Below are 24458 nucleotides of genomic sequence, written 5' to 3' on the forward strand. Positions count from 1 at the left end.
GGCAGGTCATACGGGTCCGCAGGAGCGCATAGATTAGGATCAAAGTCAGCCTTTGTTAATTATTTTAACTAATGAAGGGGGTGAACCTAACCATTGTTCGGTCGGGGACAGACGGGGAATACCAAGCTGGTCAAACAGCTCAATCGGGAAGGCATCCTTCATCAGCTAAAAGAAAAAGCGCCGTTATCGAGAGCGGATTTGGCCAAATTGACAGAATTGAGCCGGCCGTGCGTTTCTGCTTTAGTGGATGAGATGATTCGCGAAGGACTGATTCATGAGGTTGGGGTCGGGCAGTCCAGCGGAGGGCGTAAGCCGATTTTGCTGGAATTTAACTCCCAAGCCTTCGGTGTGGTGGGAGCTGTGTTCGAAGGCAGTACCATTCAGCTGGCGATAGCGGATTTAAAGGGCGAGGTGCAATACCATTACAAAACGAGGTTTCTCCAGCCGCTGGACGGGGAGATAGCGATTCAAGGCGTAGAACGGGGGCTTGCGGTGCTGCTGGAGCAGAGCGGCTTTGATAAAAGCAGGCTGCTCGGAATCGGCTTAGGCCTGCCGGGTATTACCCAGCGAAGAGACGGAACGGTCAGCTATGCGCCCAGCACCGGATGGATGGGCCTTCCGGTTCAGAAGGAAATCGAGGCGCGGCTCGGCCTTCCGGTCTTTATCGATAATGACGTGAATCTGATGACCTTGGGGGAGTTTTATAAGGGAGCGGGCGTAGGCTGCCCCAACCTGGTGTTCATGTACGTGGGCACGGGAATCGGCGCAGGCATTATGATCGACGGGCAAAGCTATCGCGGCGCCATGGAGGCAAGCGGTGAAATCGGCTATATGATGATCGGGCCTATCGGCAAGCGCGGACGCGGAGAGTTCGGGGTCTTCGAGAACAACTATTCGGAGCCCGCCATTCGGAGAAAGGCCCGTTCCATTCTTCCGGAAGCGGACGATCGTTCCAGGAGCATCATGAGGCAGCTCATCGAGCACGTCCGTCAAGGAAATACTGCGGCCGGAGAGCTTCTTGACGACGTTTACCGGCATTGGGCTTACGGAATTGCCAATATTGCGAGCGTGATGGACCCGCAGCTTCTTATATTGAGCGGGGAGATGGTCCATATCGGGGAAGACGGGGTCCAGGCGATGCTGCAGCAGCTTTCGGAGTGGGTGCCCTTTGTCCCTCGAATCAAGATGGCGTCGCTTGGCGATCAGGCGGGAATTATCGGAGCCGTTCATTGCGCTTTGGAAGCCTTTTCATCGCGGTTGAAGCAATAAGGCCAGCAGGAAAAGCGTTATGGAAAACTCTAGTCGAGTGCGTCAGGTTGTTGAGAAACCTTGTTTTGCAAGAACTATCTAAAGGGAGATGGGGTATGCCACGGAGGAGTTACGTCCTCCTTTGAAACCCGTGAAAATTCCGCTAACTATAATCAAAATCATGGGTTTCAATAGAGGCTGGAGGGGCGTACCCCATAGGAGTATATTTGCAATAGCTCTAGCATTATATAGGTTTCTCAACAGACTTTGTTTACGAAGCAAGTTTTTCCTTCAGAAAAACTCTAAGAAAATGCTTACGAAGCAAGTTTTTCCTTCAGAAAAACTCTAAGAGAATGCTTACGAAGTAAGTTTTTCCTTCAGAAAAACTCTAAGGAGGAGTTATCGCATGAAACAATGGTTGGGTAAAAGGGGCTCATGGTTAACCAGTCTGGCTCTCAGCATCGTCATGCTGGGAACGACAGCTTGCAGCGGAGGGGCAGCGCCGACGGCCACGCAGAAGCCTGCGGCGGAAGCGCCGAAGACATCGGAAACCCCGAAGCCAAGCGCAACGCCTAAGCCGCCCGAAAAGCAGAAGCTCGTCATTTATACCGCCAGAGATAAAAATGTCGTCGACGAAATTATCCCTAAATTCAAGGAGAAAAATCCGAATATCGATGTTGAAGTTCTTACCATGGGGGCCCAGCAAATATTGGAGCGGGCCCGTGCGGAAAAAGCGAATGCCCAGGCGGACTTTTGGTGGGGCGGCACGCAATCCGCATTGATGACCGCAGCGAATGAAGGCTTGCTGGAAAGCTTCAAGCCGAGCTTTGCGGATAAGGTGCCGGCGCTGTACAAGGATGCCCAGGATCGCTGGTATGGGGAAATGCTGCTGCCGGAGGTGATCATGTACAACTCCAAGGCGTTGAAAAAAGAAGATGCGCCTAAGGATTGGGACGATCTGCTCGATGCCAAATACAAAGGAAAGATCATCATTCGCGGCGTGCTGGCCTCCGGAACGATGAGAACGATCTATTCAGCCATGATCTACCGGCAGGATGCCGCCGATCCGAAGAAGGGCTACGACTGGCTGAAAAAGCTCGACGCCAATACGAAGGAGTATGCTCAAGATCCTACGAACCTATATTTGAAGCTGGCGCGTGAAGAAGGCACCTTGTCGCTGTGGAATTTGCAGGACATTATGATTCAAAAGGAGCTTCAGAAGCAGCCCTTCGATTTCATCTATCCGGCGAGCGGGGCTCCGATTCTTGTCGATGGCGTCGGCATCGTCAAAGGCGCCAAAAATATGGACGCCGCCAAGAAGTTCTACGAATTCCTCTTTGACTCCAAGCTGCGCGTAGAGCTGGCTGAAAAGCTGTTCCAAATTCCGACTCGCACAGATATCAGCAAAGACACCCTTCCCGCTTGGCTGAAAGGGGTAGAGCTGAAGCCGCTGAATCTGGATTGGGCGGTTATGGCGAACAAGGAGATGGATTGGATGCAGTATTGGGATGAGAACATCAAGGGCAAAGGAGCCAAATAAGACACACGTTGTGTTAGAAATTCGAAGTAAGGAGAGGGTCACGCTTGCCGGCGGGGGGTCAGGCTCACACGCCCCGCCGCAGGCGGATCGCAATAACGTTTATGCTTCAGGCACGCTTACGGCTCCGCCTGATCCATAAGGGAGGGGAACCCCGCTTTGATAGATGTCACACTGGATCATGTCAGCAAGCAATTCGGCCATGTCACTGGCGCCCAGGATATCCACGTTCACATTCAACCGGGGGAATTTTTCACATTCCTTGGTCCGAGCGGATGCGGCAAGACGACGACGCTCCGAATGATAGCCGGTTTTTATTATCCGAGCTCAGGCCGCATCCTTTTTGGCCAGCATAATGTAACGAATCTTCCACCGAACAAACGAAATACCGGGATGGTATTTCAAAATTATGCTTTGTTTCCGCATATGACGGTATTCGAAAATATCGCATTCGGACTTCAGGTCCGCAAGGTGCCGAAGGCTGAGCTGGTGCAGCGCGTGGAACGGGCACAGCGGATGGTGCATTTGGAGGGATACGGGCGGCGTCGCATAGACCAATTGTCAGGCGGTCAGCAGCAGCGTGTTGCATTGGCCAGAGCGCTGGCGATCGAGCCGCAGATCCTGCTGCTGGATGAACCATTATCCAATCTGGACGCAAAGCTTCGGGAGGAGACACGCCTGGAAATTAAACGGCTCCAGCTGGAGCTCGGGATCACGACGATCTACGTGACTCACGATCAGGCGGAGGCCATGGCGATGTCGGATCGGATTATGGTGATGCAGGGCGGTGTTGTCCAGCAGATCGGCAGTCCGGAGGAAATATATAACCGGCCTGTGAACCGGTTTGTCGCTTCCTTCATCGGCGAATCGAATCTATGGGAAGGGACGGTGGAACGAATAGAAGGCGAGGAGGCTTTCGTACGGTTCGGACCGGATCTGGTGCTTAGCGGCTTCGTGCATAACGCTTCGCCAGCCTGCAAGCTGGCTATCGGGTCCACGGTTACCGTGTCGATACGTCCTGAATCGGTAACGGAGGCGCAGCTGTCGGAGTCCAATGAAGCCAATGTGGTTCGGGGGACTGTAACCATCTCTGAATTCACCGGGGTCAGCGTCAACTATTTAACGCAAGTGGGGAACGCCTCCCTCAAAGCGATGTTTGTCAACACGGGGCATCGGGTTCGTCAGCGTGGAGAAGAGATAGCCCTTCACATCCCGCCATCCGGCATCTATTTCTTAGGTTAGTTAGGGGGACGATAGATGAATAAAGACAGAACCTTCGAACCGCCGTCCGTCCCGAACATGCGGCCGTGGACCGCCGTAACGTCCTCACGCTACTTCGTTTATGTGCTCGTAGCTCCATTATTTCTCATTTTGCTCGCCTATGTCGTTTATCCGTTGTTCCAGACCTTCGTCCAAAGCATTGAAGTCAAGGACCAGTTCTCTTTGAAAAACTACGCCAAATTTTTCAGCCTGGAGCATACCTCCAATCTGGAGGCTCTCTGGACCAGTATTTACATCTCGGTGTTAAGCGTGATTACTTGTGCGATCGTGGGAGTGGCCATGGCTTTCCTGCTGGAGCGCTATGAGTTTCCGGGGCGGAAAATACTTACCGTGCTGGCTATGGTTCCTATGGCGCTGCCTCCTTTGGTGGGTGTGCTGTCCTTTACCTTTTTGTACGGGGAGAGCGGAATTATTCCCCGATCGTTGAAGCTGCTGCTTCAAATGGATCATGTTCCCTTTTCGTTAAAAGGCGTGTGGGGAGTGTTGATGGTCCATACCTTTACGATGTACACCTACTTCTATATGACCGCATCGGCGGCGATCAAAGGGCTGGACCCGTCACTGGAGGAAGCGGCCTCGAGCCTCGGGGCAGGGCGGCTGTACGTGTGGCGGCGCGTCATCCTTCCGATGCTGACTCCGGCTATGGTCGCTTCATCTCTGCTTGTCTTTATGATCTCGATGGCTTCCTATACGGCACCGCTTATCTTTGGCATAGAGCGGACGATGACCATGCAGATTTATTTATCCCGAACGAACGGGAATCTGGATATGGCTGCCGCCCAGTCCACGATTTTAACGATCGTGTCCATCCTGTTCCTTATGATCATGCGCTGGTACCAAAATTTACGTAATTACCAAAACATGAGCAAAGGCGTCAGCGTGCATCGGACGGAGGTAAAGAGCGCCGCAGGCAAATATGCCGCCATGGTGCTGTCGTTTATCGGCGTCGTGATTTTGCTGCTGCCGATTCTGGTTCTGGTGCTGATCTCCTTCTCCAAAGACGCTACCTGGACGACGCAAATATTACCGCCCGAATATACGGTCAATCATTATGTCAAGCTGTTTACGGACAGCAAAACATGGCGGCCCATCGGCAACAGCTTCAAGATGAGCTTCATCGCCACCATAGGCAATGTCATCTTCGGGGTGGCGGCGGCATACGCCATGGTTCGTATGAAATTCCGGGGCAAGACGCTGCTCGACGTGCTTATTATGCTGCCTTGGGCATTGCCCGGCACGGTCGTAGGGGTGAACTTGATCGCCGCCTTCAGCGAGCCCACCGTGTTCAGCTTCAACCAGGTGCTTATCGGCAGCTTCTGGATTCTCCCTTTGGCTTATTTTGTCCGGCATTTGCCTTTGGTGTTCCGGTCGACCTCGGCAACTTTAATGCAAATGGATGGCTCAGTGGAGGAGGCGGCACGCAACCTCGGCGCTTCCTGGTGGTACAGCTTCCGCCGAGTGGTGTTTCCGATGGCTCTGAGCGGGGTACTGGTGGGGACGCTGCTTGCTTTTGTCCAGGGGATAGGGGAATTCGTGTCCTCCATTCTGCTCTTTACGACCAGAACGGCTCCGATTTCGGTCGAAATCTTCCAGCGGATGTATTCGTTCGAATTCGGTACCGCCTGCGCGTACGGGGTCCTGCAAATTTTATTGATTGTGATCGTGCTGTTCATCTCAAGAAAAATCTCGGGCGACACGACGACCACCGCCGTATAGCCGTTTGACAGTCCAACGCATGTTCCAAGGTATGCCGCCTGCCTTCAGCAAAAGATCACGGATGCGCTTTACTTCTAAAGAGCTTGCTATGTTCGGTCATTTCGTGGGGAAATCCCACGTGACATATACAGCGGGAACCTGGCCATTTCCTGCGGTAAGAACAGTTAAAGACAAAAGGAGGAGTTAGCTTGAAACGTGGGAAGTCAACATCGAAATGGTTGGCGACGATAACGAGCGTTGCCGTAGCGGGAGGACTGCTGTTTCCGGCAGCCGCACAGCCGGCTCACGCGGATCGTGGTGCAGTGGATCTATGGAAATCGATCAAGCCGTTAACGACCATCGCAAGCGCTATGAACACGGGGGCGCATCCTGATGACGAGCACAGTGCAACGCTGGCTTACTTATCCCTCGGTCAGGGAGTGAATACGTTCAGCATTATCGCCAACCGTGGCGAAGGCGGACAGAATGAGATAGGCAGCGAGCTCGGTAACGCCTTGGGCATTATACGGACCCGTGAGCTGCAGGAGGCGTCCAAGGTAACGAATATCACCCTCAGCATGCTGAGCGAGGACATCAACGATCCGATCTTTGATTTCGGATTCTCGAAGAGTCCGGACGAGACCCTGCAAAAGTGGGGAGAGTCGGTCGCCTACGAACGGCTGATCCGCAAAATTCGTGAGGACCGTCCGGATGTCGTCTATCCGTCCTTCCTGAACGAGGATTCCACCCATGGGCATCATAGAGCGATCAACGTCATTACCGTCAAGGCGTTCAAGGATGCGGCGGATCCTGCTGTATTCCCCGAGCATTTGCAGAAGGGGCTTCAGCCTTGGCAGGTGAAGAAGCTTTATGTACCCGGCACGGCAAAGGATTATAACGTGGTGGTCCCTGTAGGCGATTATAACGAAATTTACGGCGCCTCGTATTTGCAGCTGGGAGAAGAATCCCGGTTTATGCACAAGAGCCAGGGAATGGGACGCATTTATGATGAGGGGCCGATCAGTCCCGATCTGTTCGGCAATTATTACAAGCTTCAATCGTCTACGGTGAAGACGAAGGATAAAGAATCCGGATTTTTCGACGGAATCGCTTATACGTTCGAGGATCTGGCCAAGGAAGTAGATGCCAAAGGAAAAGATCAAAAAGTCGTCAAGGATCTGCGCGCGCTGCAAAAAGATTCGGAGCAGGTCATTGCCGCCTATCCGAAATTTGCGGCGGTCACTAAAGAAGTGCATGCGATGAAAGCGGATCTGCAGACCGCCATTGCCGATGTGAACGCTTCTGAGCTCGATAAAGCGACGAAGACGGATTTGATGTACCGCCTGAAGGTGAAGGACGAACAGCTGAATAAAGCCAGTATGGAAGCGGCCTCTGTAGTGGCCAAGGTGAAGCCGGCAGCCAGTGAGCTCGTGGCAGGGCAAACGACCAAGGTAACCGTAACGGCCTTTAACGGCGGCAATGTCGAGCTGAAGAACATCAAGCTCGGTCTCCGTGTGCCGGAAGGCTGGACCGCCAAGGCGGCAGGTGCGGCGAGCTTCGACCGGCTTGGCAATAACCAGACCGTATCCGCCACGTACGATGTAACCGTTCCAGCCAATGCGCCCAATTTCAAGCCGTATGCTCCATCGGTGCTGAACGCCGATGTAGAATACCAGGCTTATGATACGGTGACGAAGCTGAAGGTGGCTCCACAAAGCACAGTTGCCGTTCTGCCGCCGTATTCCATGTCGCTGAGCCCAAGCGCAACGGTGCTGAATACGCTGAAAACGGAGGAAGCGATTCCTGTCAAAGTGACGGTTCGCAATTACACTCCAGGGGCATCGAAAGCATCGATTTCGTTAAAAGTGCCTGAGGGCTGGACAGTCGAGCCTGCGGCAGAAGAGCTGAGCTTTGCCGCCAAAGGAGAGACGAAATCCGTAGCCTTCTCGGTGAAAGGATCGTCCACGGTTGAACCGGGCAGCTATACCGTATCGGCGGTTGCCCAGAACGGAAGCGTTGTGAGCACAGAGGGCGCCCAGGTAATTGAATACCCGCATATCGGCAAAACGTACATGGTCCAGCCTGCGGAGCTCAAAATTGAAGTGTTTGACCTCGCCGTGCCGGAAAACCTGAAGGTCGGTTACGTATCCAGCGGTTTTGATAATATTGATCAGTACTTAAGCCAGCTTGGCGTTCATGTAGAAAAGCTGGAGGCCAAAGACATTCAATCCGGGGATTTGTCGAAATATGACACGATTGTGCTTGGCATTCGCGCCTATGCCTTCCGTCCCGAGCTGATCCCGAGCAATCAACGGCTGCTCAGCTATGTGCAGAACGGAGGCAACCTGGTCGTCCAATACCATAAACCGGAGGATAAATGGACGCCGGATCTTGCCCCGTACCCTATCAAGATAGGCTCGCCGTTAATTCAATGGCGGGTAACCGACGAGAGCTCCAAGGTGACGATGCTGGCGCCGGATCATCCGATGTTTACCTATCCGAATCAAATTACCGACGCGGACTGGGATCATTGGGTGCAGGACCGTTCGGCGTATAACCCGTCCGAATGGGGCAAAGAGTACACCGAGCTGATATCCAACGGGGATCCCGGCGAGAAGGAATTTACGGGCACCTTCCTGACAGCGCCTTACGGCAAAGGAATTTATACGTACAGCTCCATCGTATGGTACCGTGAAATTCCAAGCCTGGTGCCAGGGTCTATCCGGATGTTCGTCAATATGATCAGCCAAAAGCAATAAAGGGTTATGCAGCCGGAGGACGCTTGAGCTTATTCAGCGTTCTCCGGAAGCTTCATTATCTTCGATACGGGAGTTGAAGATCTATGCAAGCTATCCATGTTCATGGACGGGATATCGACCGCGTTAAGGAAAGGGTGCGATTCGCTGTGCTCCCTCTGGGGTCGGTAGAATATCATGGTCCTCATGCTCCGCTCGGTACGGATATCGTTCTGGCCAACGGCTTTGCCGAACGGATTGACCCTGCTCTTGAGCCTCTGCTCTATCCTGTCGTTCCCTATACGGCCTGTCCCGGCAAAACCAGTGAATATCCTGCAACGATATCGATTCGGCCCTCCGTATTCATAGACTATGTCATGGATATCGTCGATGGGATTTGCAGGCTGGGCATCCGCAATATTGTGCTGCTGAATGCTCATGACGCCAATATGGGGCCGTCTCGTACGGTTGCGGAGGCCATGACCGGCAAATACAGAGACGCCCGGTTTCTTCTTATCAACTGGTGGCAGATGGTAACGCAAGAGAGCGCCGAGCAGCAAGGCATATTTCAAGGAACGCCGGGACGAGGTCACGGGGGCCCCTATGAAATGTCCGCCGTCAAAGCGTTTCAACCGGATTTGGTTCATGTGCAGGAAGAGGATCTGTCATTAAAGGCGCCGAAGCCTTTATCATCTCTGCCTTACGTGCTGGTAGAGGGTACCCCCGAGGGATGGGACGGCTACACGGGAGATATTCGGCAAATTTCGTTGGAAGCGGGCCAATGGATTGTAGAGGAAGCGGCCAGTAACATGAATGAGCTGATTCAAAGCTGGCTGGGTGCCACAAAAGGGAGAAGAGGAGAGGGTGAGCGGCATGAGGACACGTGAGGAATGGTTTCATCAGGAAGGAGCCTCGTTTCCCGGCAGGACCTATGCGGAGGTTGTTCTGGAGCCGGCCTTCAATGAGGCGAAGAAGCAGCTGCTCGATCCGATGATGGCGATCAACAAGGCGCATCTCATTATGCTGAGGGAGAGGCAGCTTCTTACGGAGGAGCAAGCCAAAAGGATTGCGAGAGCCATCCATGACTTGGACCTGGAGGCGTTAAGAAGCTCCGTCTACACGGGGCGCTTCGAGGATTTGTTTTTTCAAGTGGAGCACCAGCTTCTTGAGCATGCAGGCGACATTGCGGGCAATCTTCATTTGGCAAGAAGCCGCAACGATATGGGCATCGCCATGTACCGCATGGTGCTAAGAGAGAAGCTGACGGGTACGCTAGGCTCTGCCCTTCGCTTGATGGAGCAGCTGCTTGCCTTTGCAGAGGAGCATAAGGACACGGTCATGATCGGCTATACGCATACGCAGCAGGCTCAACCAACTACAATGGCCCATTACATCATGGCTGTCGTGGATTCGTTGACACGGGATATCCGCAGGCTGACTTCCGCCTATGCCAATTGTAACCGCAGCAGCATGGGGGCGGCGGCCTTAACGACTTCAGGCTTTGCGATCAGCCGTGAGAGGATGAGGGAGCTGCTTGGCTTCGACGAGCTGATCGACAATTCCTATGATGCGATAGGCGGGGCGGATTATTTGGGGGAAGCGGCAGCTGCAGTTCAGCTGGCGGCGATTGATTTGGGACGAGTCGTTCAAGATCTGCTGCTATGGTGCACTCAGGAGTTCGCCGTTTTGAAGGTAGGGGCTCCATATGTCCAGATCAGTTCGATTATGCCGCAGAAGAGAAATCCGGTATCGCTTGAGCATATGCGGGCTCTGCTGTCCAGCTGCGCAGGGAATGCGGCGTCCGTGCTGACCATGATCCATAATACGCCGTTCGGGGATATCGTCGATACGGAGGATGATATGCAGCCTTACATGTGGAAAAGCCTCGAGGTTCTCGACAACGTGTACCGGCTGCTGGCCGCTGTCATCGGAACGATGGATGTCAATAAGGAAGTGCTGCGGAAGCGGACGGAAGGAAGCTTCGCCACAGTGACCGAGCTGGCCGATACGCTCGTAAGAACGGACGGCTTGACTTTCCGTACTGCGCATCACATCGTTAGCGGGGTCGTTCATAAAGCGTTGGCCGCTGACCTGGCCGCTAACGAGATTACGCTGGCTATGGTCAACGAAGTGGCTCTCGGGATCATAGGGCGAGAGGTTTCGCTGGATGAGCCGATGCTGCGTCAAGCCCTGGATCCCGTTCATTTTGTGGCCATCCGCGATTTGCCGGGGGGGCCGAATCCGTCCGAAATCCAACGGATGATCGGGCTTCGCAGGCAGCAGCATGCCGCTCTGAGCCAGCGGGTCCAAGCGTATGAAAGCACGCACCGGCGGGCTTATCAATACCTGGATGAAACGACGCGCAGCTGGAGCGTGACCTGATGGCTCGCCTGCATATTCCATTGCTGGCGGTCGACGGTGGCGGAACCAAATGTCTGGCTATCCTGATGGACTCTGAGGGGAGGCTGCTTGGGCAGGGCCGGGCGGGCTCCTGCAATTATCAAGGGGCGGGAAGAGAGGCTGCCGTTAGAGAACTAAGGGCAGGAGTTCAAGCGGCGATCTCCGATTGGGCGCAGCAATGCGGCATCCAAGATCAGCCTCTTGAGCTGGATATCGAATACGCTGTTATGGGCATTGCGGGATTGGACACGGCATATGATAGAAGCATCATCCAGGAGCTGGTACAGCTTGCTCTTCAGCCCCTGCCAGTTCAGATCCGGAAGCTGGTTATCGAAAATGACGGCTTCGCCGCGTTAACGGGCGCGACCGGGGGGCAGCCGGGTATTCTGGCTATTGCCGGAACGGGATCGATAATTTTTGGGATAAATGAGGAGGGAACGACGGCCAGGGCCGGCGGTTGGGGACACCGGGTCGGGGATGAGGGCAGCGGATATTGGATAGGTAAGCAGGCCATTATAGCTGCTTTAAGAGCTTACGACGGGAGGGGGGAGGTTACGGAATTAGGCCGGCTGATCGTGGCCTATTTAGGCTTGAGTGATGAGGAAGAGCTCTTCAACTGGACTTATGGCCCAGATTATGCGGTCGAGAGGGTGGGGGAGCTATCCCGGCTGGTCAGCCAGGCTGCGTCCTCGGGAGATCAAACGGCCAAGCATATTTTGACGAGGGCTGCAGATGAGCTGTTCCGTGGCATCCGGGCCGTTGTAGAACGGCTCGCGATGCAGCACAAGCCGTTCCGGCTTATTTTGCAGGGCGGCGTATTGCAAAATGACAGCCTTATACGTCAATTGCTGATTCACAAATGCGAACAGTGGGCTCCTTACGCCCGGCCGGACCATGCACGGGGAGAACCGATTCACGGGGTTACGACAATGGCCTTATCCTTGTTGCGTTCGGCAGCTCGTAAGGAGGCGAAGGATTAATGTCAATATGATGCGGGAGATGAAGCGCGATGTTGAAACGATGGTTATTCGTCTTTGCCCATCCTGACGACGAATCATTTGCAGCCGGAGGAACCATTGCCAAGGCTCGCCATTTCGGCTATGAGGTTTCATTGATTTGTGCCACCTCGGGCTGCAAGGGGAAATCCGGCGCTTTTCAGTTCACCTGCCGGGAAGAGCTAGCCAAGCATCGGGAAGAGGAGCTGAAGAAGGCATGCTCCCTTCTTGGCGTCAATCAGCTTATTCTTTATCGTCATAAAGACGGCTTCTTGATGGAATTGGATGCCGGTCTGCTGGCGAATCAAATCCGCGATACCTTATTGGAGCTAAAGCCGCAGGTCGTCATTACGTTTCCTCCGGACGGCGTTACGGGACACCCCGATCATATTGCCATATCTAGAGCGACGGAGAAAGCCGTTAAGCTGGCGGAGGCTCATTATCCGCCGGATGCCTATCCGCAGTTATATTATAATTCGATTCCTCATTACTACGATTATTGCAAGGACTCCGGCCCTAAGGACCGGTGCTGCATTACGAGTAAGGTGGATATAAGTCCTTACCGGACTGTCAAGGGACAGGCGCTGCAGGCCTATCAAAGCCAGATATATTCCGTGAATCGGGCTTACCCTGGCGTTATGCAGGGAGACTACAGCGTCATAGGCAACTTCGAATATTACACATTGGCGCGGGCCAATGGTCAGACTATAGAGCCGTCAACGGCAAAGGATTTGGAGCATATTCCGACGCTGGAATTCGGGTAGGTACCGTGAAGTGATGTATGCTCCTAGGAAGAAAACAGGGAAGCATCTCCCGCAGTCCATGGAGATGCTTCCCTGTCGAGCTGTCGAGGAACCTTATCATACAGAAAAATGCGAAAGGTTATAGGTGGGGTATCTCCTGGAGGAGCGATAGCGTTCGCCTTTGTTCTCGGGAAAACACCGCTATATAGCGAATATAATCACATTTCCTGAGAACAACAGCGACCGGAAGGGGATACCCCACTGGGTACCAAAGCGATTTTTCAGATTTTCAGGATTCTCGACAACCTTACAGGGAAGCATCTCCCGTAGTCCATGGAGAAGCTTCCCTGTGTTTGATTTACTTTCCTTTCAGCTTTACTTCTATCGTAGCAGGTGTAGATTCCTCGTAAAACCGATTGACGGCGGTGACGCTGAAACGATGTTTTTTACCGTTAGGCAGGCCTGTGACTTTATAGGAGGTGCCCTGGATCGGCTGCTTGGTCAGCTTCTTGCCGTCCTGATATACGTGATAGCCCAGAATATCAGGTTGAGGATTGGCTGTCCAATGCAGGATGGCTTCACGATGTCCCTTCTCGGCTTCCAAGCCGGCAGGCGGGACCGGAAGCGGGTGGCGGTTAATCGTCAGAGTATAAGCCCCGGTCGTATGGCCGTCCGCTGCGGTGACACGGATGGTGAACACATTCGCCCCCTCGGTCAGGCTGACGGAACCGGTCTGATACACAGCTCCCGTGACGGAATAAGTAACATCCGTCACGGTACCGTTACGCTGAACGGAAATCCCGCTGAGCCTGGATTTGCCGCTGATGAGCGAGGTCTGCAGGCGAACCGCGCCGACGGAGTGAGCGACCTCCTTCGTATAGCTCAGCTTCTGCGAATCGAAATCTGCAATCGGTTCATTATCCACAGACAAGCTGCCTAATAAGGCGACGTTTTCAGGGACGACCCTGATGACGAAGGAAGCTGTTTTCCCGTTATAGACGGCGCTAATGACCGCTTCTCCTGAACGCACCGCGAGGAGGTTACCGGAAGCGTCGACCGTCACCACGGAGGGATCGCTGCTGGCAAGAGAGGATTTCGTTGTGACGTCGAATGTGCCCTTCTCTCCCAGATAATGCTGTACCTTCAAAGAGCCGGCTTGCTGCTCAATCAAAGGAACGGCAGGCCCCTCAATGGCAATCCGGTCGTAATGCTCCCATGCCTTCAAATCGACGATCTGTATCCGGTCCAGCGGATAATTGATCTCAGGCCGATAGATGTTGGCTCCGGATTCGTAAACAATGTACAGCTTGTTGTCATGAACGAAATTGCCTTCTGCAGAAGGCGGCATATCCAGGGAATCCTCCAGGTTCAATCCATCCAAGAACCATACGGGTACCGTTGTGTTTTCGATGTTTACCGTCGTGTGAGGAGGTTCGTTGATGGAAGCCTTGTACTTGAGAATATTGCTCTTCGGGTTTCCGTTAGTCTGACTGAGCATCACTTGATCGTCAGTGACGGTTACTCCCTGAATCCGATCCGTGACGGAATAAATATAGTTCGGAATGACCAAGCCGTCGCTTGTCAGTTTGCTGTTAGCAGGGAGCAGATCCGTTGCCTCATCGAGCTTGTAGCCTACCACCCAAGCATTGTATACCTTGTTATCACGCGCCGTCATTTTCTGTATCGGCGTTGTCAAATAGTTCGGGGAGCTGTAGTAATCGCCCACCCACAAGATTCCGTTCGAATAGGATGCGAAGGAGGCTCTCGTATTCGTCTTGAAGCTGTCGATGAAGGACAGGTTCGCATTGTCCGGACAATCGATCACATCCTGCAAGGATAAGCGGAGCATCTCTTTGCCGTAGGCGATCCATACGTTTTGATTACTGACGGCAACGCCGCCGGCATGTCCGGAGAAGGGCTGGCCGTTTTTGTACAGGTGAATCGTTTTGACGAGCGATCCGGTCTTGAGATCGACCAGCGTCAGGGTGCTGGCTCTTCGGTCATCGCGGTAGCTGGAAAGGATGGCCCAGTTCTTTTCCGGTATATAATGCATGCCTTGAGGAACAAGGCCCTGCAGCAATCCCGGAACAATTGGTCCCGGCTCACTGACGTCAAGGAAACGTTGATAAGCCGACGTATCCCCGACAATCGGCGCTCCGGTCTCCTCCTGCGTCAAAGGCTGATGCGGGAGTGTAACGGAGACCGGCTGGGACTTGTCCGATTCATTAGCGGAGGAATCTACGGCCGATACCTGGAGCTTGTATTCGAATCCGCCTGACAGTGAGCCCAGATCGGCCGAATAGGTCGTAGAGGAAACCGTAGTCACGTATGCGCCGTTTTTATACACCTTGTACGAGGCGACATCGGGCTCGGTATTCGGAGACCAGCTGAGCTGCACCGAGGCTATGCCGTTAATGGCGGCTGCCGTACCGGTCGGAGCAGCCGGAGGAATGGAATCGATGATTTCCGGTCTTGGCGTGCTTTTGACCGCTTCTGAAAGAATCGACATCTGCGTGTCGGTTACGGCAACGACGGAAAACCGGTTTTCCGTAAAATTGGTCAGCCCGGTCACCGTATAGGAGGCGTCCTGAACAACGGTATCTTCAAGCACGCCGTTCACAGCCACTTGATAGCCAATGACATTCGGATCCTCACTGGCCGTCCAGTAGAGCTGCACCGAACGGTCGCCGGGAATGGCGAACAGGCCCTTCGGCGGAACTGGAGCCGACGTATCCGGTGCTTGCCCGGCGATGATACGTCCCGGAGTCGGCGTCTGCTGGTTGGCTGTTTTGCGCATGACGATGGTGCCATCTGTCGGATAGCTGTAAATGACGCTTTTGTTAAGGACCACGTCATCGTTGGCCCCGGTGCCGTCGCTGTAGGATACGCTGCTCAGCTTAAAGCCCTCTTTATCGGCCAAAATAAGGGTACGGGAGCCGCTGTTGGACAGCCCTTGTCCGGATATCGGATAAAACTGGTCCGGCCGGATGTTCGATCCGTAATTGGCATTGAAGGCTTCGACGCTTCCGGACAGCCCGGGCGATTGAACCCACAGTACCATCGCATCATGAGGCTGAATGGTCATCTCTTTATCCAAATTCCATATGGAAGTGGTATTATATATAATTTTGTAGCCCTGAAGAGGAATAGGTGCGCTGCTGTTATTGTACAGCTCAATATACTCATAGCCGTCAACGGAGGTGCCTGAGGAGTTGGTTGCGTTGGTCGTATCCTGCACCAGCTCCGTAATGGTTAACGGAGGGATGAAGAGCTTGTCCGCCGCCGCAGCCGAAGAAGGGCCGACTAGTGCTCCAAGCGGAGCCGCAAGGATCGATAGCGCCAATGCGATGCTGCTCAGCTTTCGTGTTTGTGCATTCATTAGAACTCTCCTTAGAATGGAATAAATATGATTCCTATTTCATCTTGCGCAGCACAAAAAAGACGATGTCACCCCCCATACAATTTATCTCCTTCTTGTCGAAAGAAGGGAAAAGTTGCAGGATCAGGGTTTTCTCATCGTCTCCACCCGTATTCCTATTTGTTCGTGTTTCGTCCACAGTATAGCATAAGCGCATAGCGCAAGTACATATACCATAGGGCATATTGCATGCGTCTTAACAATAGATTTAGAAAGGCATGGTCACCGCAAAGAATTATCAAGACGCTGGTTAAAACAAGGAGCTTCCTAAAACAGGATGTTCCACAGGATGGTCCCTAACACCAGCATCACCAAGCCGAAAATAACAAGTCCCTTCCCTACACTGCTTTTTTCCGGATCATCATGCAATGCATAGAAGCCACCTACTATGAGACCGACAATCGGAATGAAGAAAGTGGCAATGAACAATAAAATGATGGCTGCGCTATGATCCGAAGCAGGTGCGGAATAGCTGCGGTTAGAATAACGGCTGTCGGATGGATTGGAAATCGCCACTTGCCCGCAATATTTGCATTGCAGCGCTCCCGGGTCCAGTCTCTCTTTGCAGCCGGAACAAATCTTTGCTTTTGGAGGCGCAGCCTGTTTCTCATTCATGGGAGTGCCGAAAACCTTGGCGTTATGAAGAGGATGACTGCAGCCGGAGCATACGGAAGCGTTCTCCGGATTTTCCTCCTTACAATTCTCACAGACCTTGTATGCCATAAATACACATCCGCTCCGTCCTAAAGTTTTGTTATATTTTACCACAAATATCTAATTTGAGCAGAGGCATCTGCATAGTTGTGAAAGCATGACACAGCTTCCTGAGCCGGGCTCGGCTTGACATTTAAAAACGTTGTCACTACAATTTGTAGTGAGAGGTGTGGCAATTGAAAATTCATCATTTTAAGACGAATGAAAGCGGCTTAAACCGTTTCTTCGGAACCCTCGAAGCGAAGATTATGGAAATTTTGTGGGAGGGACCGGAGAAAGCCATCAAGGAAGTGCAGCAAAGGCTGGAGCAGGAGAAGGCAGTGAACTTCAATACCGTGATGACAGTGATGAACCGTCTGGTGGAGAAAGGGATATTGCAGAAGCGGATGGAGGGCCGTTCGTTCTTGTACCGTCCGGTTTTGACCAAGGAGCAGTTCATCGATACGCAGTCCAAGGAGCTTACTCATGAGCTTATCGAGGAATTCGGGCCGCTCGTCGTCAATCACATGCTGGATGCATTGGACGAAGCCGATCCGGTGTTGATGGAGAAGTTGGAACAAAAAATAAAGCAGCTGAAAAAGGAAACGTAATCCATGCGGGACAATCGGTGGGAGAATCGATCCAGGTTGATTTTTATATCAGGGATGCTGGTAGCGGGCGTGGTGCTTGTCCAGATGGGCATGTACATCATGCATACGCTGGCCGGCTGGGAAATCAGATATAACGTTCTACAGCTATGCCATACGATGATGAAATCTTTAGGCATTCAATGGGTGGGCTATATTCTGAATGCGATCGTTGTATATACGTTTGCGATGTCCATTTGGCTAGCGGCCAAGCAGCTGCATTTGTCCAGAATGTTCAACAAGAGGTTACTCTTTCGCCGTCATGAGCTGCTTACAGGAGAAATCAGCCGGAGATACCGCCGGACGGGCTCGGAAGAGCAGCCTATTATCGTCATCGAGCATGCGGCTCCATTAGCATTTGCCGTAGGCTTCTTCAAGCCTAAAATTGTCTTATCAACCGGACTGATGGATTTGCTGGATGCCGAAGAGCTGGAAGCCGTTGTCCACCATGAGATGTTTCACCGCAAGCACGGGGACCCGTTGAAAACCTTCCTGATGTCGCTCGTTGCCTCCGTCATGTGGTATATTCCGATCCTCAAATCGTTTCATCACAATTACAAGATCGTGAGGGAGGTACTGGCGGACAATTATGCGATTGAGCAAACCGGCAGCTCTGTCCATCTGGGCAGTGCTCTGCTGAAGCTGCTCAAAGGAAAGGCGCCGGCTCCGATGCCGGTCTCGCATGTTTCGTTCAGCGATACGTCGATTAATTTGCGGATTCGGCAGCTGCTGGAGCCGCAGACGGATGTGCCTTTGAATTGGCCGTTTACCCCCGCAATGATTTCCCTGCAGGTGCTGTTTGCTCTATGCTCGATGTTTGTCCTGGTCATGCATTAAATGGCGTGACTTCTACCGTCTGCGCTACCGGGTTTACAGCTTTGGGAGTGCCTATCGTTGTAAGACAGCTTGTCCTTTTATTCAAGGGGATTCGGGGTGGCCGTACGGCGTTTTCCCGAATTCCACACTACGGTTTGTAGTATTCGTGATTATGCAGCAAGTGGAAACCTTTAGGCTGTAAGCAGCCTATGACTACGGAAGGAAAGAAGAGATCTCATTGAAGCAAACTACGAAGAAATCCGTTTATAAAGAGCAGCGCAAGCAGGAGAAAATCCAAGAGAAAAAACGGATGCGCATGATCATGTGGATCACAGCGATTTGTGTCATTGCTGTTATAGCCATTATTATTGTTGCTCTGCCCAAGCCGGCTCCGGTACAAATGCCTTATGAGACGATGCCGACGCTCGGCAATCCTGATGCGCCTGTCAAAATCGTCGAGCTGGGGGATTATAAGTGCCCATCCTGCCAAGTGTTTAGCCAGAAGGTGGAGCCTCTGCTCAAAAAAGATTTTATCGATACGGGGATCGCATCGCTTCATTTTATGAACTATACGATCATCAGCCCGGATGCCGATTCCATGACGTCCGCCATGGCCGGGCAGGCGATTTTCCATCAGAATAATGACGCCTATTGGAAATATTACGACGCGATCTATAAGAATCAGGGCGATGAGAAAAAAATCTGGGCGACGGCTGATTTCATAACGAATCTGGCCCGCCAGGAAAAGCTTCCGATCGATTATGATAAGCTTAAGCAGGATATCGAGAACAAGACGTACAAGAAGGAAGTCGACGCGCATAACGCCTTTGCCCGCAGCAATCAAGTGTACAGCACGCCGACGTTATTCATCAACGGCAAGAAGTTCGAGGACCCGTTTGACTATAATAAACTGAAAGCCGCTATTGAAAAGGCTCAAAAGGGTGAATAAGACTCGTTATGCGATCCTTCTTTAGACAATACGGACTGTATATGGCGTGGGCCGTTTCTTTGGTCGCTGTGGGCGGCAGCCTTTTTTTCAGCGAGGTGATGCGCTTTGAGCCCTGCAAGCTGTGCTGGTTCCAGCGTATCTTCATGTACCCGCTCGTCATCCTGCTCGGGATGGCCTGCTACAAGAACGACCGCAAGCTGATTGCTTATATCCTGCCGATGAGCATCATCGGAGGCATGATCTCGCTGTATCATTATTCCGAGCAAAAAATACCGGGACTTGCCAAGCTGCTTCCCTGTACGGTCGGCGTACCGTGCAACGAGGATTATATCAATTGGCTCGGCTTCATCACGATTCCTTTTCTGGCGCTGATCGCTTTCATCATGATCACTTGCTTTTTGCTGCTGGGCAGGGAAGACCGTCAGGAAGCTGAAGAGTTGGAGTAGATAAAAAGGAGACCGCCTCGGCGGTCTTTTGTCTGTTGAAAAAACCATAGAGCTTGAACTAATGCTAATATACTCCGGTGGGGTATGCCTCTCCAGCCAGGCTTCCGAAGCTGGCTTTGCTTCGCAAAGCCCCCATTACACTTAGGTAATAAATGGAATATACAAAAGATCGTTCTCCTCATTTGACCTGTCGATCCAGGTGGAGAGCGATCTTTTTCATGTTCTGTACGGCTGCCGTCATCAATGCTTGCTCAGTCACATTTTGCAGCCCCCGTAAACGGCAATAGCGAAACCCATGGAGCTGTTTTGCATCCGCGAAGCTTCGCTCAATCGTTTCTTTTCTCTTCTTGTACAGATATTTACCTGACTTACTCAAACGATTCTCGCGCACCCATTCCTTACTTGCTTCCCACACATGTCGTGTGATGATCTTTTTATGGTTCCGGGAACGAGTGCATTGGGAGAGGAAAGGATAGTTTTTACAAACCTCCGGATTCGACGCGTAATGTCTGTAGCCTTCCCGATTCGTTGTTTTGTAAGTAAGCTGCTGACCGTTTGGACACGTATACGAATTCGTTTCTGTGTTGTAATGAAATTTCCATTTGGGAAACAAACCCTGTGTTGGGTGAAAACGACGATGCGCAATAACCGCAAAGATTTTTCTATCATGAAGGCTTTTACAGATAGGGTTGGTTAAATAACCTGAGTCTAAGGCAACAGCTTCAACTTGAAACCCGAAGCGATTAACTTGTCGGTCGAGTCGTTCTACATAGGGCAAAGAATCATGAACATTGCCGGGGGTGACAGGTCGGAGAGGAGGTATTGATAATATTCATGTAGTTCAGCAACAAAACTTAGCATTAGAACGTCACTTTTATTATGGGAGGAAGTTGTCAAATGTTCAAATCGCTAAAAAAACTATCAAAAATAGCCACTACATCTGCACTTGTTTTAGCTCTAACAGCAATTTCTGCAATTAATGTTAATGCATATGAATACTGGGGACCTTCTTCTAATAGATACAAGATTTCAACTGGCGTATCTTCAGGCTCTTACATGAACAATGCAGTTGATAGTTACAACCATAATGGGACAATATATACTTTCGGTACTGCTTTTAATGGGGCATTCAATGAGTGGAATAATCTTACTGAATCCAACATACTAAATGGCAGTGGGACTACCAAGGTAAGAACAGAAGGACAAAACTATGGAGATTTGGACTTGTGGGGTTGGGCCGAAATGTATGTTGGTGGTATGAATGGTACTAGGGTTTCAGGTTTTCGTGGCGAGACTGGTCCTTCGAAAAGTTGGGATTTTGCTTGGGTGTACCTAAATGCATTTGATATTAACGAGTCCTCTCTTTCTTATAATCAATATCGAGGAACAGCTATTCATGAAGTAGGACATGCGTTAGGCTTAGCACATGAAAGAGATGGAACACCATCGGTTATGAATGATATTTCTTATATTAACAACGGGTGGCTAGTTCCACAAACAGATGACATTAACGGAATTAATAATCTATACTAGGCAAGGAGGATACTAAATGAAAAAAATAATATTTCTTCTTATTTTTGTTTTGGCTACACTTACGGCTTGCATGAAAGAAGAACCTAAAGTAAATTATGGCAATGCATCTTTACAGACACATTATCAAGCACTTGAAGAAATAGCTTATGACGCTCAATTAATCGTTGAGGTGGAGTTGACTGGAGAATCCAAAAACATTAGATATAAAGAGGCCGATTTTAATGTCATTGAAGCCCAAGTTAAGAAGGTTATAAAAGGTGACGAACAATTAAATTCCAAAATGATTAATGTTCTTGAGGTGGCGGCTTTTAGTTTAAATGACCACAAAAAAAATATACTGTTTCTTAAAAAGTATGATGGACCTGTAACAGATAATGCTTATTTTGTTGCAGGAGTTTACCAGGGGAAACTAAATCTGGGTAGTAATAATAAAATAGTCTACGATGCAGATAAATACGGTGGCGTGAAGACATACCAGTCTGATTTAGAAGGTTTAGATGCAAAATCCGTAGAAGAAAAAGTAGCAGAAGCTGTTAAAAATGCAAGACCACCGAAAAAATTGAACAGTGATGAAAATCAACTAAAAAAGAATGAAGAAGAATCCCGCAAGTTACTTGAACAAGATAAAAAGCTTGAAAAAGTACAGCCTGAACAGAAATAGTTTAGAGTTGTAGAAGCAATAATTTATTCAATATAGAAAGTTCGTAGATCGTTAATTTTCATAGAGACCCTTCACATTGAGGGGTCTCTTTTTCGTCATACCTAAGACCGCTTCGGCGGTCTCTTTTTTGATTTATAAGGTAGGGGATAAGGCATGATTGCTTCGGCCAGTCCATATATTGGTACTGTACGAGCATGCATCCTTTATCAAAGGTGGAATGAATGATGAGCGTAACTTCACCTACGGCCGTCCGTCAGGTTGTGTTGAATATATCGGGAATGACGTGCGCGGCTTGTGCCGTACGCATCGAGAAGGTGATTGGCAGGATGGAGGGAGTAGAGCAAATTCAAGTGAATTTGGCTCTGCACCGGGCCTCCATGTCCTTTGTGCCGGGCAAAATCACGCTTCGTCACGTCGAGGACAAGATCAAGCAGCTTGGCTATTCAGCCCGGGAGCACCATGCGACGGAGGAGAACCGAGGCCGTACCGATCCCTTCGAGACCGTTCGAACGGGGACGATTCTGCTTATTTCTTTTGTGTTCATGGTGCCTTTTCTATGGGCCATGGCAGGCCATCATACTTTAACGTCCTCCCTTTGGGTGCCCGAGCTGCTCCTGAATCCATGGTTTCAGCTGGCGTTGGCCACTCCGGTCCAATTCGGGATCGGGCTGCCATTTTATATACGGGCCTTTCAAGCGATCAGGAACGGCGGAGCCAATATGGACGTGCTCATCGTGATGGGGACGTCGGCGGCCTATTTTTACAGCCATTACTTGATGTTTCACCCCGCCTCGGGCCATGCTGCGGGCTCTGCCCACCACGGCTCCCTATATTTTGACGCGAGCGTAATGATTATGACGATCGTCTGGTTCGGCAAATGGCTGGAAGCCTTGTCCAAACGCCGCACGTTAAGAAGCCTGCACCAGCTTCATCAGCTTCGGCCCGAGACGGCACAGGTGCTGCGGGACAACAAAGAGCAGCGGGTTTCGCTGGAGAATGTGACTGCGGGGGAGATCATCGTCGTCCGTCCGGGAGAAAAGATCCCGGTGGACGGGATCATTCTGGAGGGCCATGCATCAATCAATGAGTCGATGATCAGCGGCGAAAGCATCCCGGTCGACAAGAAGGCAGGAGAACGTGTCATCAGCGGAACGCTGAATCTTAACGGGATGCTGAAAATCCAGGCAACCGGGGTGGGCAGCGAGACAACGCTCGCCAAAATGATTCAGCTGATGGAGGAAGCCCAGAACTCCAAAGCGCCGATTCAGCGGATGGCGGATACCATCTCCGGCGTATTTGTTCCGATTATTATCGGTCTGGCTGCGTTGACGTTTGCCGCATGGTACTTCGTCTTTGAGCCGGGAGCAACAGGAGGTGCGCTGGAGAAAGCCATTGCTGTACTGCTCATTGCATGCCCCTGCGCGTTAGGCTTGGCAACGCCGACCTCCATCCTGGTTGGCTCGGGAAGAGCTGCTCAGCTGGGCATCTTGTTCAAGGAGGGTAAACATTTGGAGATGCTGCCGGACACGCAAGTGATCCTGCTGGACAAAACCGGGACCATTACGATGGGGAAGCCCCATGTCTATGATATGATGGCGGTGAGAAGGTCCGGCGATTCCCTGCTGCACCTGTTAGCCGGCGCGGAGCAGCATTCCGAGCATCCATTGGCCCGGGCCATCGTAGAGGCCTATATGGACCGGCGAGAGCATGGATCAGGCAGGGAATCTCTTCCGGTATGCGAAGCCTTCCAGGCCTCGGCGGGAAGCGGGATTCGCGCCGTTGTGGAAGGGAAGACCGTCATTGCCGGCAATCGGCACTGGCTTCAGGAGCACGGGATCGCGCCCATCCCGCAGTCGACCCGAATAGAGCGCTGGGAGCAGCAGGGAAGCAACGTCGTATACGCGGCAATAGACGGGGAATGGGCAGGGGCTGTTGCTTTGCGCGATCAAATCAAGCCTTCTTCACGCCCGGCCATCCAGCAGCTGCAGGCTATGGGGGCAAGCGTAATTATGGTGACCGGGGACCATCCGCAGACGGCAAGGTCCATTGCCAAGAAGGTGGGCATTCGCGAGGTGTATTCGGAGATGCTACCGGAGCATAAAGCGGCACTGGTCGATGAGCTGAAGCGGCAGGGGAAAAAGGTAGCTATGGTCGGCGACGGTATCAACGATGCCCCTGCCCTTGCGGCGGCAGACACCGGGGTTGCCGTCTCCAGGGGTACGGATATTGCCAAGGCGGCGGCCGATATCGTGCTGCTTAAGGGGGATTTGAAAGGCATGGTCCGCGCCATCGGAATCAGCCGCCGAACGATGCAGGTCATCCGCCAAAATCTTGTTTTCTCGCTGTTCTATAATGCATTGGCGATCCCTTTCGCTGTGACGGGGTATTTGGCGCCATGGGTCGCCTGCACCGCAATGGCCTTCAGCTCGGTGACAGTCATTTGCAATGCGCTGCGTCTGCAGAAGGCTTGATATCGAACGTTAATCCGACCGTGATTTCCTATCCCGATCCGCCACATGACTGCAAGCTTCAAACAGTCACCTTGGAGGGTAATTATGGACCTAAAACAAGCAAGCTCGTCTGCAAAAGCAGTCGGGGCTTGCTTGTTTTTATTTTCCGCTATAGATCTCGGAGGTACCGGTATGTGGCACGGATAGCTTT

General features: G+C 51.8%; 18 protein-coding genes and 1 pseudogene. 16 read left to right on the top strand and 3 right to left on the bottom strand.

The features are described from left to right. The first annotated feature begins 93 nt into the window (after positions 1-93). The 9 genes from B1728_RS08365 to B1728_RS08410 all read left to right on the top strand — a co-directional run bounded on the left by B1728_RS08365 (position 94) and on the right by B1728_RS08410 (position 12655). On the top strand, positions 94-1269 hold the full coding sequence (locus tag B1728_RS08365) for an ROK family transcriptional regulator (RefSeq protein WP_079909751.1): 1176 nt from the start codon (positions 94-96) through the stop codon (positions 1267-1269). 385 nt (positions 1270-1654) lie between these two features. Continuing rightward, the gene (locus B1728_RS08375) at positions 1655-2788 is read left to right on the top strand and encodes an extracellular solute-binding protein (RefSeq protein ID WP_256865285.1); all 1134 of its coding nucleotides are present in this window, start codon (positions 1655-1657) and stop codon (positions 2786-2788) included. A 156-nt stretch (positions 2789-2944) separates the two neighbouring features. Beyond that, a complete protein-coding gene (locus B1728_RS08380; protein ID WP_079909753.1) occupies positions 2945-4027 on the top strand; it encodes an ABC transporter ATP-binding protein in 1083 nt (360 codons plus the stop codon). 57 nt (positions 4028-4084) lie between these two features. Next, on the top strand, positions 4085-5782 hold the full coding sequence (locus B1728_RS08385; protein WP_179135973.1) for an ABC transporter permease: 1698 nt from the start codon (positions 4085-4087) through the stop codon (positions 5780-5782). A gap of 188 nt (positions 5783-5970) precedes the next feature. Beyond that, the gene (locus B1728_RS08390; protein ID WP_079909755.1) at positions 5971-8520 is read left to right on the top strand and encodes an NEW3 domain-containing protein; all 2550 of its coding nucleotides are present in this window, start codon (positions 5971-5973) and stop codon (positions 8518-8520) included. An 83-nt stretch (positions 8521-8603) separates the two neighbouring features. Next, complete coding sequence (locus B1728_RS08395) at positions 8604-9383, top strand: creatininase family protein (RefSeq protein ID WP_079909756.1); 780 nt, start codon at positions 8604-8606, stop codon at positions 9381-9383. Beyond that, positions 9370-10878 carry an argininosuccinate lyase gene (gene argH, locus B1728_RS08400; protein ID WP_079909757.1) on the top strand — a complete coding sequence of 503 codons (1509 nt, stop codon included), beginning with the start codon at positions 9370-9372 and terminating at the stop codon, positions 10876-10878. The genes B1728_RS08395 and argH overlap by 14 nt, the downstream gene beginning before the upstream one ends. Continuing rightward, entirely contained in the window at positions 10878-11876 is a 999-nt protein-coding gene (locus B1728_RS08405; protein WP_079909758.1) for an N-acetylglucosamine kinase, read from the top strand. Before argH ends, B1728_RS08405 begins: the two co-directional genes overlap by 1 nt. A gap of 29 nt (positions 11877-11905) precedes the next feature. After that, positions 11906-12655 carry a PIG-L deacetylase family protein gene (locus B1728_RS08410; protein WP_079909759.1) on the top strand — a complete coding sequence of 250 codons (750 nt, stop codon included), beginning with the start codon at positions 11906-11908 and terminating at the stop codon, positions 12653-12655. 337 nt (positions 12656-12992) lie between these two features. Here the strand turns inward: B1728_RS08410 and B1728_RS08415 are convergent, their stop codons facing one another. Continuing rightward, complete coding sequence (locus B1728_RS08415) at positions 12993-16013, bottom strand: fibronectin type III domain-containing protein (protein ID WP_079909760.1); 3021 nt, start codon at positions 16011-16013, stop codon at positions 12993-12995. A gap of 306 nt (positions 16014-16319) precedes the next feature. After that, on the bottom strand, positions 16320-16775 hold the full coding sequence (locus B1728_RS08420) for a double zinc ribbon domain-containing protein (protein WP_079909761.1): 456 nt from the start codon (positions 16773-16775) through the stop codon (positions 16320-16322). A 167-nt stretch (positions 16776-16942) separates the two neighbouring features. Here B1728_RS08420 and B1728_RS08425 point away from each other — a divergent pair, with 167 nt between their 5' ends. From B1728_RS08425 to B1728_RS08440, 4 genes are all read left to right on the top strand, one after another. Beyond that, positions 16943-17356, top strand: a complete 414-nt coding sequence (locus tag B1728_RS08425; RefSeq protein ID WP_079909762.1) for a BlaI/MecI/CopY family transcriptional regulator — start codon at positions 16943-16945, stop codon at positions 17354-17356. A gap of 36 nt (positions 17357-17392) precedes the next feature. Continuing rightward, positions 17393-18229 (top strand): M56 family metallopeptidase, encoded by an 837-nt coding sequence (locus B1728_RS08430; protein ID WP_256865286.1) that lies wholly within the window; start codon positions 17393-17395, stop codon positions 18227-18229. Between the two features lie 217 nt (positions 18230-18446). Then, positions 18447-19157, top strand: a complete 711-nt coding sequence (locus B1728_RS08435; protein WP_256865287.1) for a DsbA family protein — start codon at positions 18447-18449, stop codon at positions 19155-19157. A gap of 8 nt (positions 19158-19165) precedes the next feature. Next, entirely contained in the window at positions 19166-19603 is a 438-nt protein-coding gene (locus tag B1728_RS08440; protein ID WP_079909764.1) for a disulfide oxidoreductase, read from the top strand. A 178-nt stretch (positions 19604-19781) separates the two neighbouring features. Here the strand turns inward: B1728_RS08440 and B1728_RS08445 are convergent. After that, a pseudogene (locus B1728_RS08445) lies at positions 19782-20408 on the bottom strand (transposase); the annotation flags it as partial. Positions 20409-20500: 92 nt separating this feature from the next. On the opposite strand from B1728_RS08445, the gene B1728_RS08450 reads away from it, so the two are divergent. The 3 genes from B1728_RS08450 (at position 20501) to B1728_RS08460 (ending at position 24268) form a co-directional block, all read left to right on the top strand. Then, positions 20501-21136 carry a matrixin family metalloprotease gene (locus B1728_RS08450; RefSeq protein ID WP_179135943.1) on the top strand — a complete coding sequence of 212 codons (636 nt, stop codon included), beginning with the start codon at positions 20501-20503 and terminating at the stop codon, positions 21134-21136. A gap of 16 nt (positions 21137-21152) precedes the next feature. Next, entirely contained in the window at positions 21153-21797 is a 645-nt protein-coding gene (locus tag B1728_RS08455; RefSeq protein ID WP_079909766.1) for a hypothetical protein, read from the top strand. Positions 21798-22021: 224 nt separating this feature from the next. Continuing rightward, the gene (locus tag B1728_RS08460) at positions 22022-24268 is read left to right on the top strand and encodes a heavy metal translocating P-type ATPase (RefSeq protein WP_144027827.1); all 2247 of its coding nucleotides are present in this window, start codon (positions 22022-22024) and stop codon (positions 24266-24268) included. The last annotated feature ends 190 nt before the right edge of the window (positions 24269-24458 follow it).

Source organism: Paenibacillus sp. 32352 (assembly GCF_002042965.1).
GTDB lineage: Bacteria > Bacillota > Bacilli > Paenibacillales > NBRC-103111 > Paenibacillus_S > Paenibacillus_S vulneris.

Bases quoted from the DNA above. Each gene is read 5' to 3' on its own strand.
- B1728_RS08395 (WP_079909756.1), top strand. From the start codon at position 8,604: ATGCAAGCTATCCATGTTCATGGACGGGATATCGACCGCGTTAAGGAA.
- B1728_RS08460 (WP_144027827.1), top strand. From the start codon at position 22,022: ATGAGCGTAACTTCACCTACGGCCGTCCGTCAGGTTGTGTTGAATATA.
- B1728_RS08455 (WP_079909766.1), top strand. From the start codon at position 21,153: ATGAAAAAAATAATATTTCTTCTTATTTTTGTTTTGGCTACACTTACG.
- B1728_RS08385 (WP_179135973.1), top strand. From the start codon at position 4,085: ATGCGGCCGTGGACCGCCGTAACGTCCTCACGCTACTTCGTTTATGTG.
- B1728_RS08415 (WP_079909760.1), bottom strand. From the start codon at position 16,013: ATGAATGCACAAACACGAAAGCTGAGCAGCATCGCATTGGCGCTATCG.
- B1728_RS08420 (WP_079909761.1), bottom strand. From the start codon at position 16,775: ATGGCATACAAGGTCTGTGAGAATTGTAAGGAGGAAAATCCGGAGAAC.
- argH (WP_079909757.1), top strand. From the start codon at position 9,370: ATGAGGACACGTGAGGAATGGTTTCATCAGGAAGGAGCCTCGTTTCCC.
- B1728_RS08440 (WP_079909764.1), top strand. From the start codon at position 19,166: ATGCGATCCTTCTTTAGACAATACGGACTGTATATGGCGTGGGCCGTT.
- B1728_RS08375 (WP_256865285.1), top strand. From the start codon at position 1,655: ATGAAACAATGGTTGGGTAAAAGGGGCTCATGGTTAACCAGTCTGGCT.
- B1728_RS08410 (WP_079909759.1), top strand. From the start codon at position 11,906: ATGTTGAAACGATGGTTATTCGTCTTTGCCCATCCTGACGACGAATCA.
- B1728_RS08405 (WP_079909758.1), top strand. From the start codon at position 10,878: ATGGCTCGCCTGCATATTCCATTGCTGGCGGTCGACGGTGGCGGAACC.
- B1728_RS08450 (WP_179135943.1), top strand. From the start codon at position 20,501: ATGTTCAAATCGCTAAAAAAACTATCAAAAATAGCCACTACATCTGCA.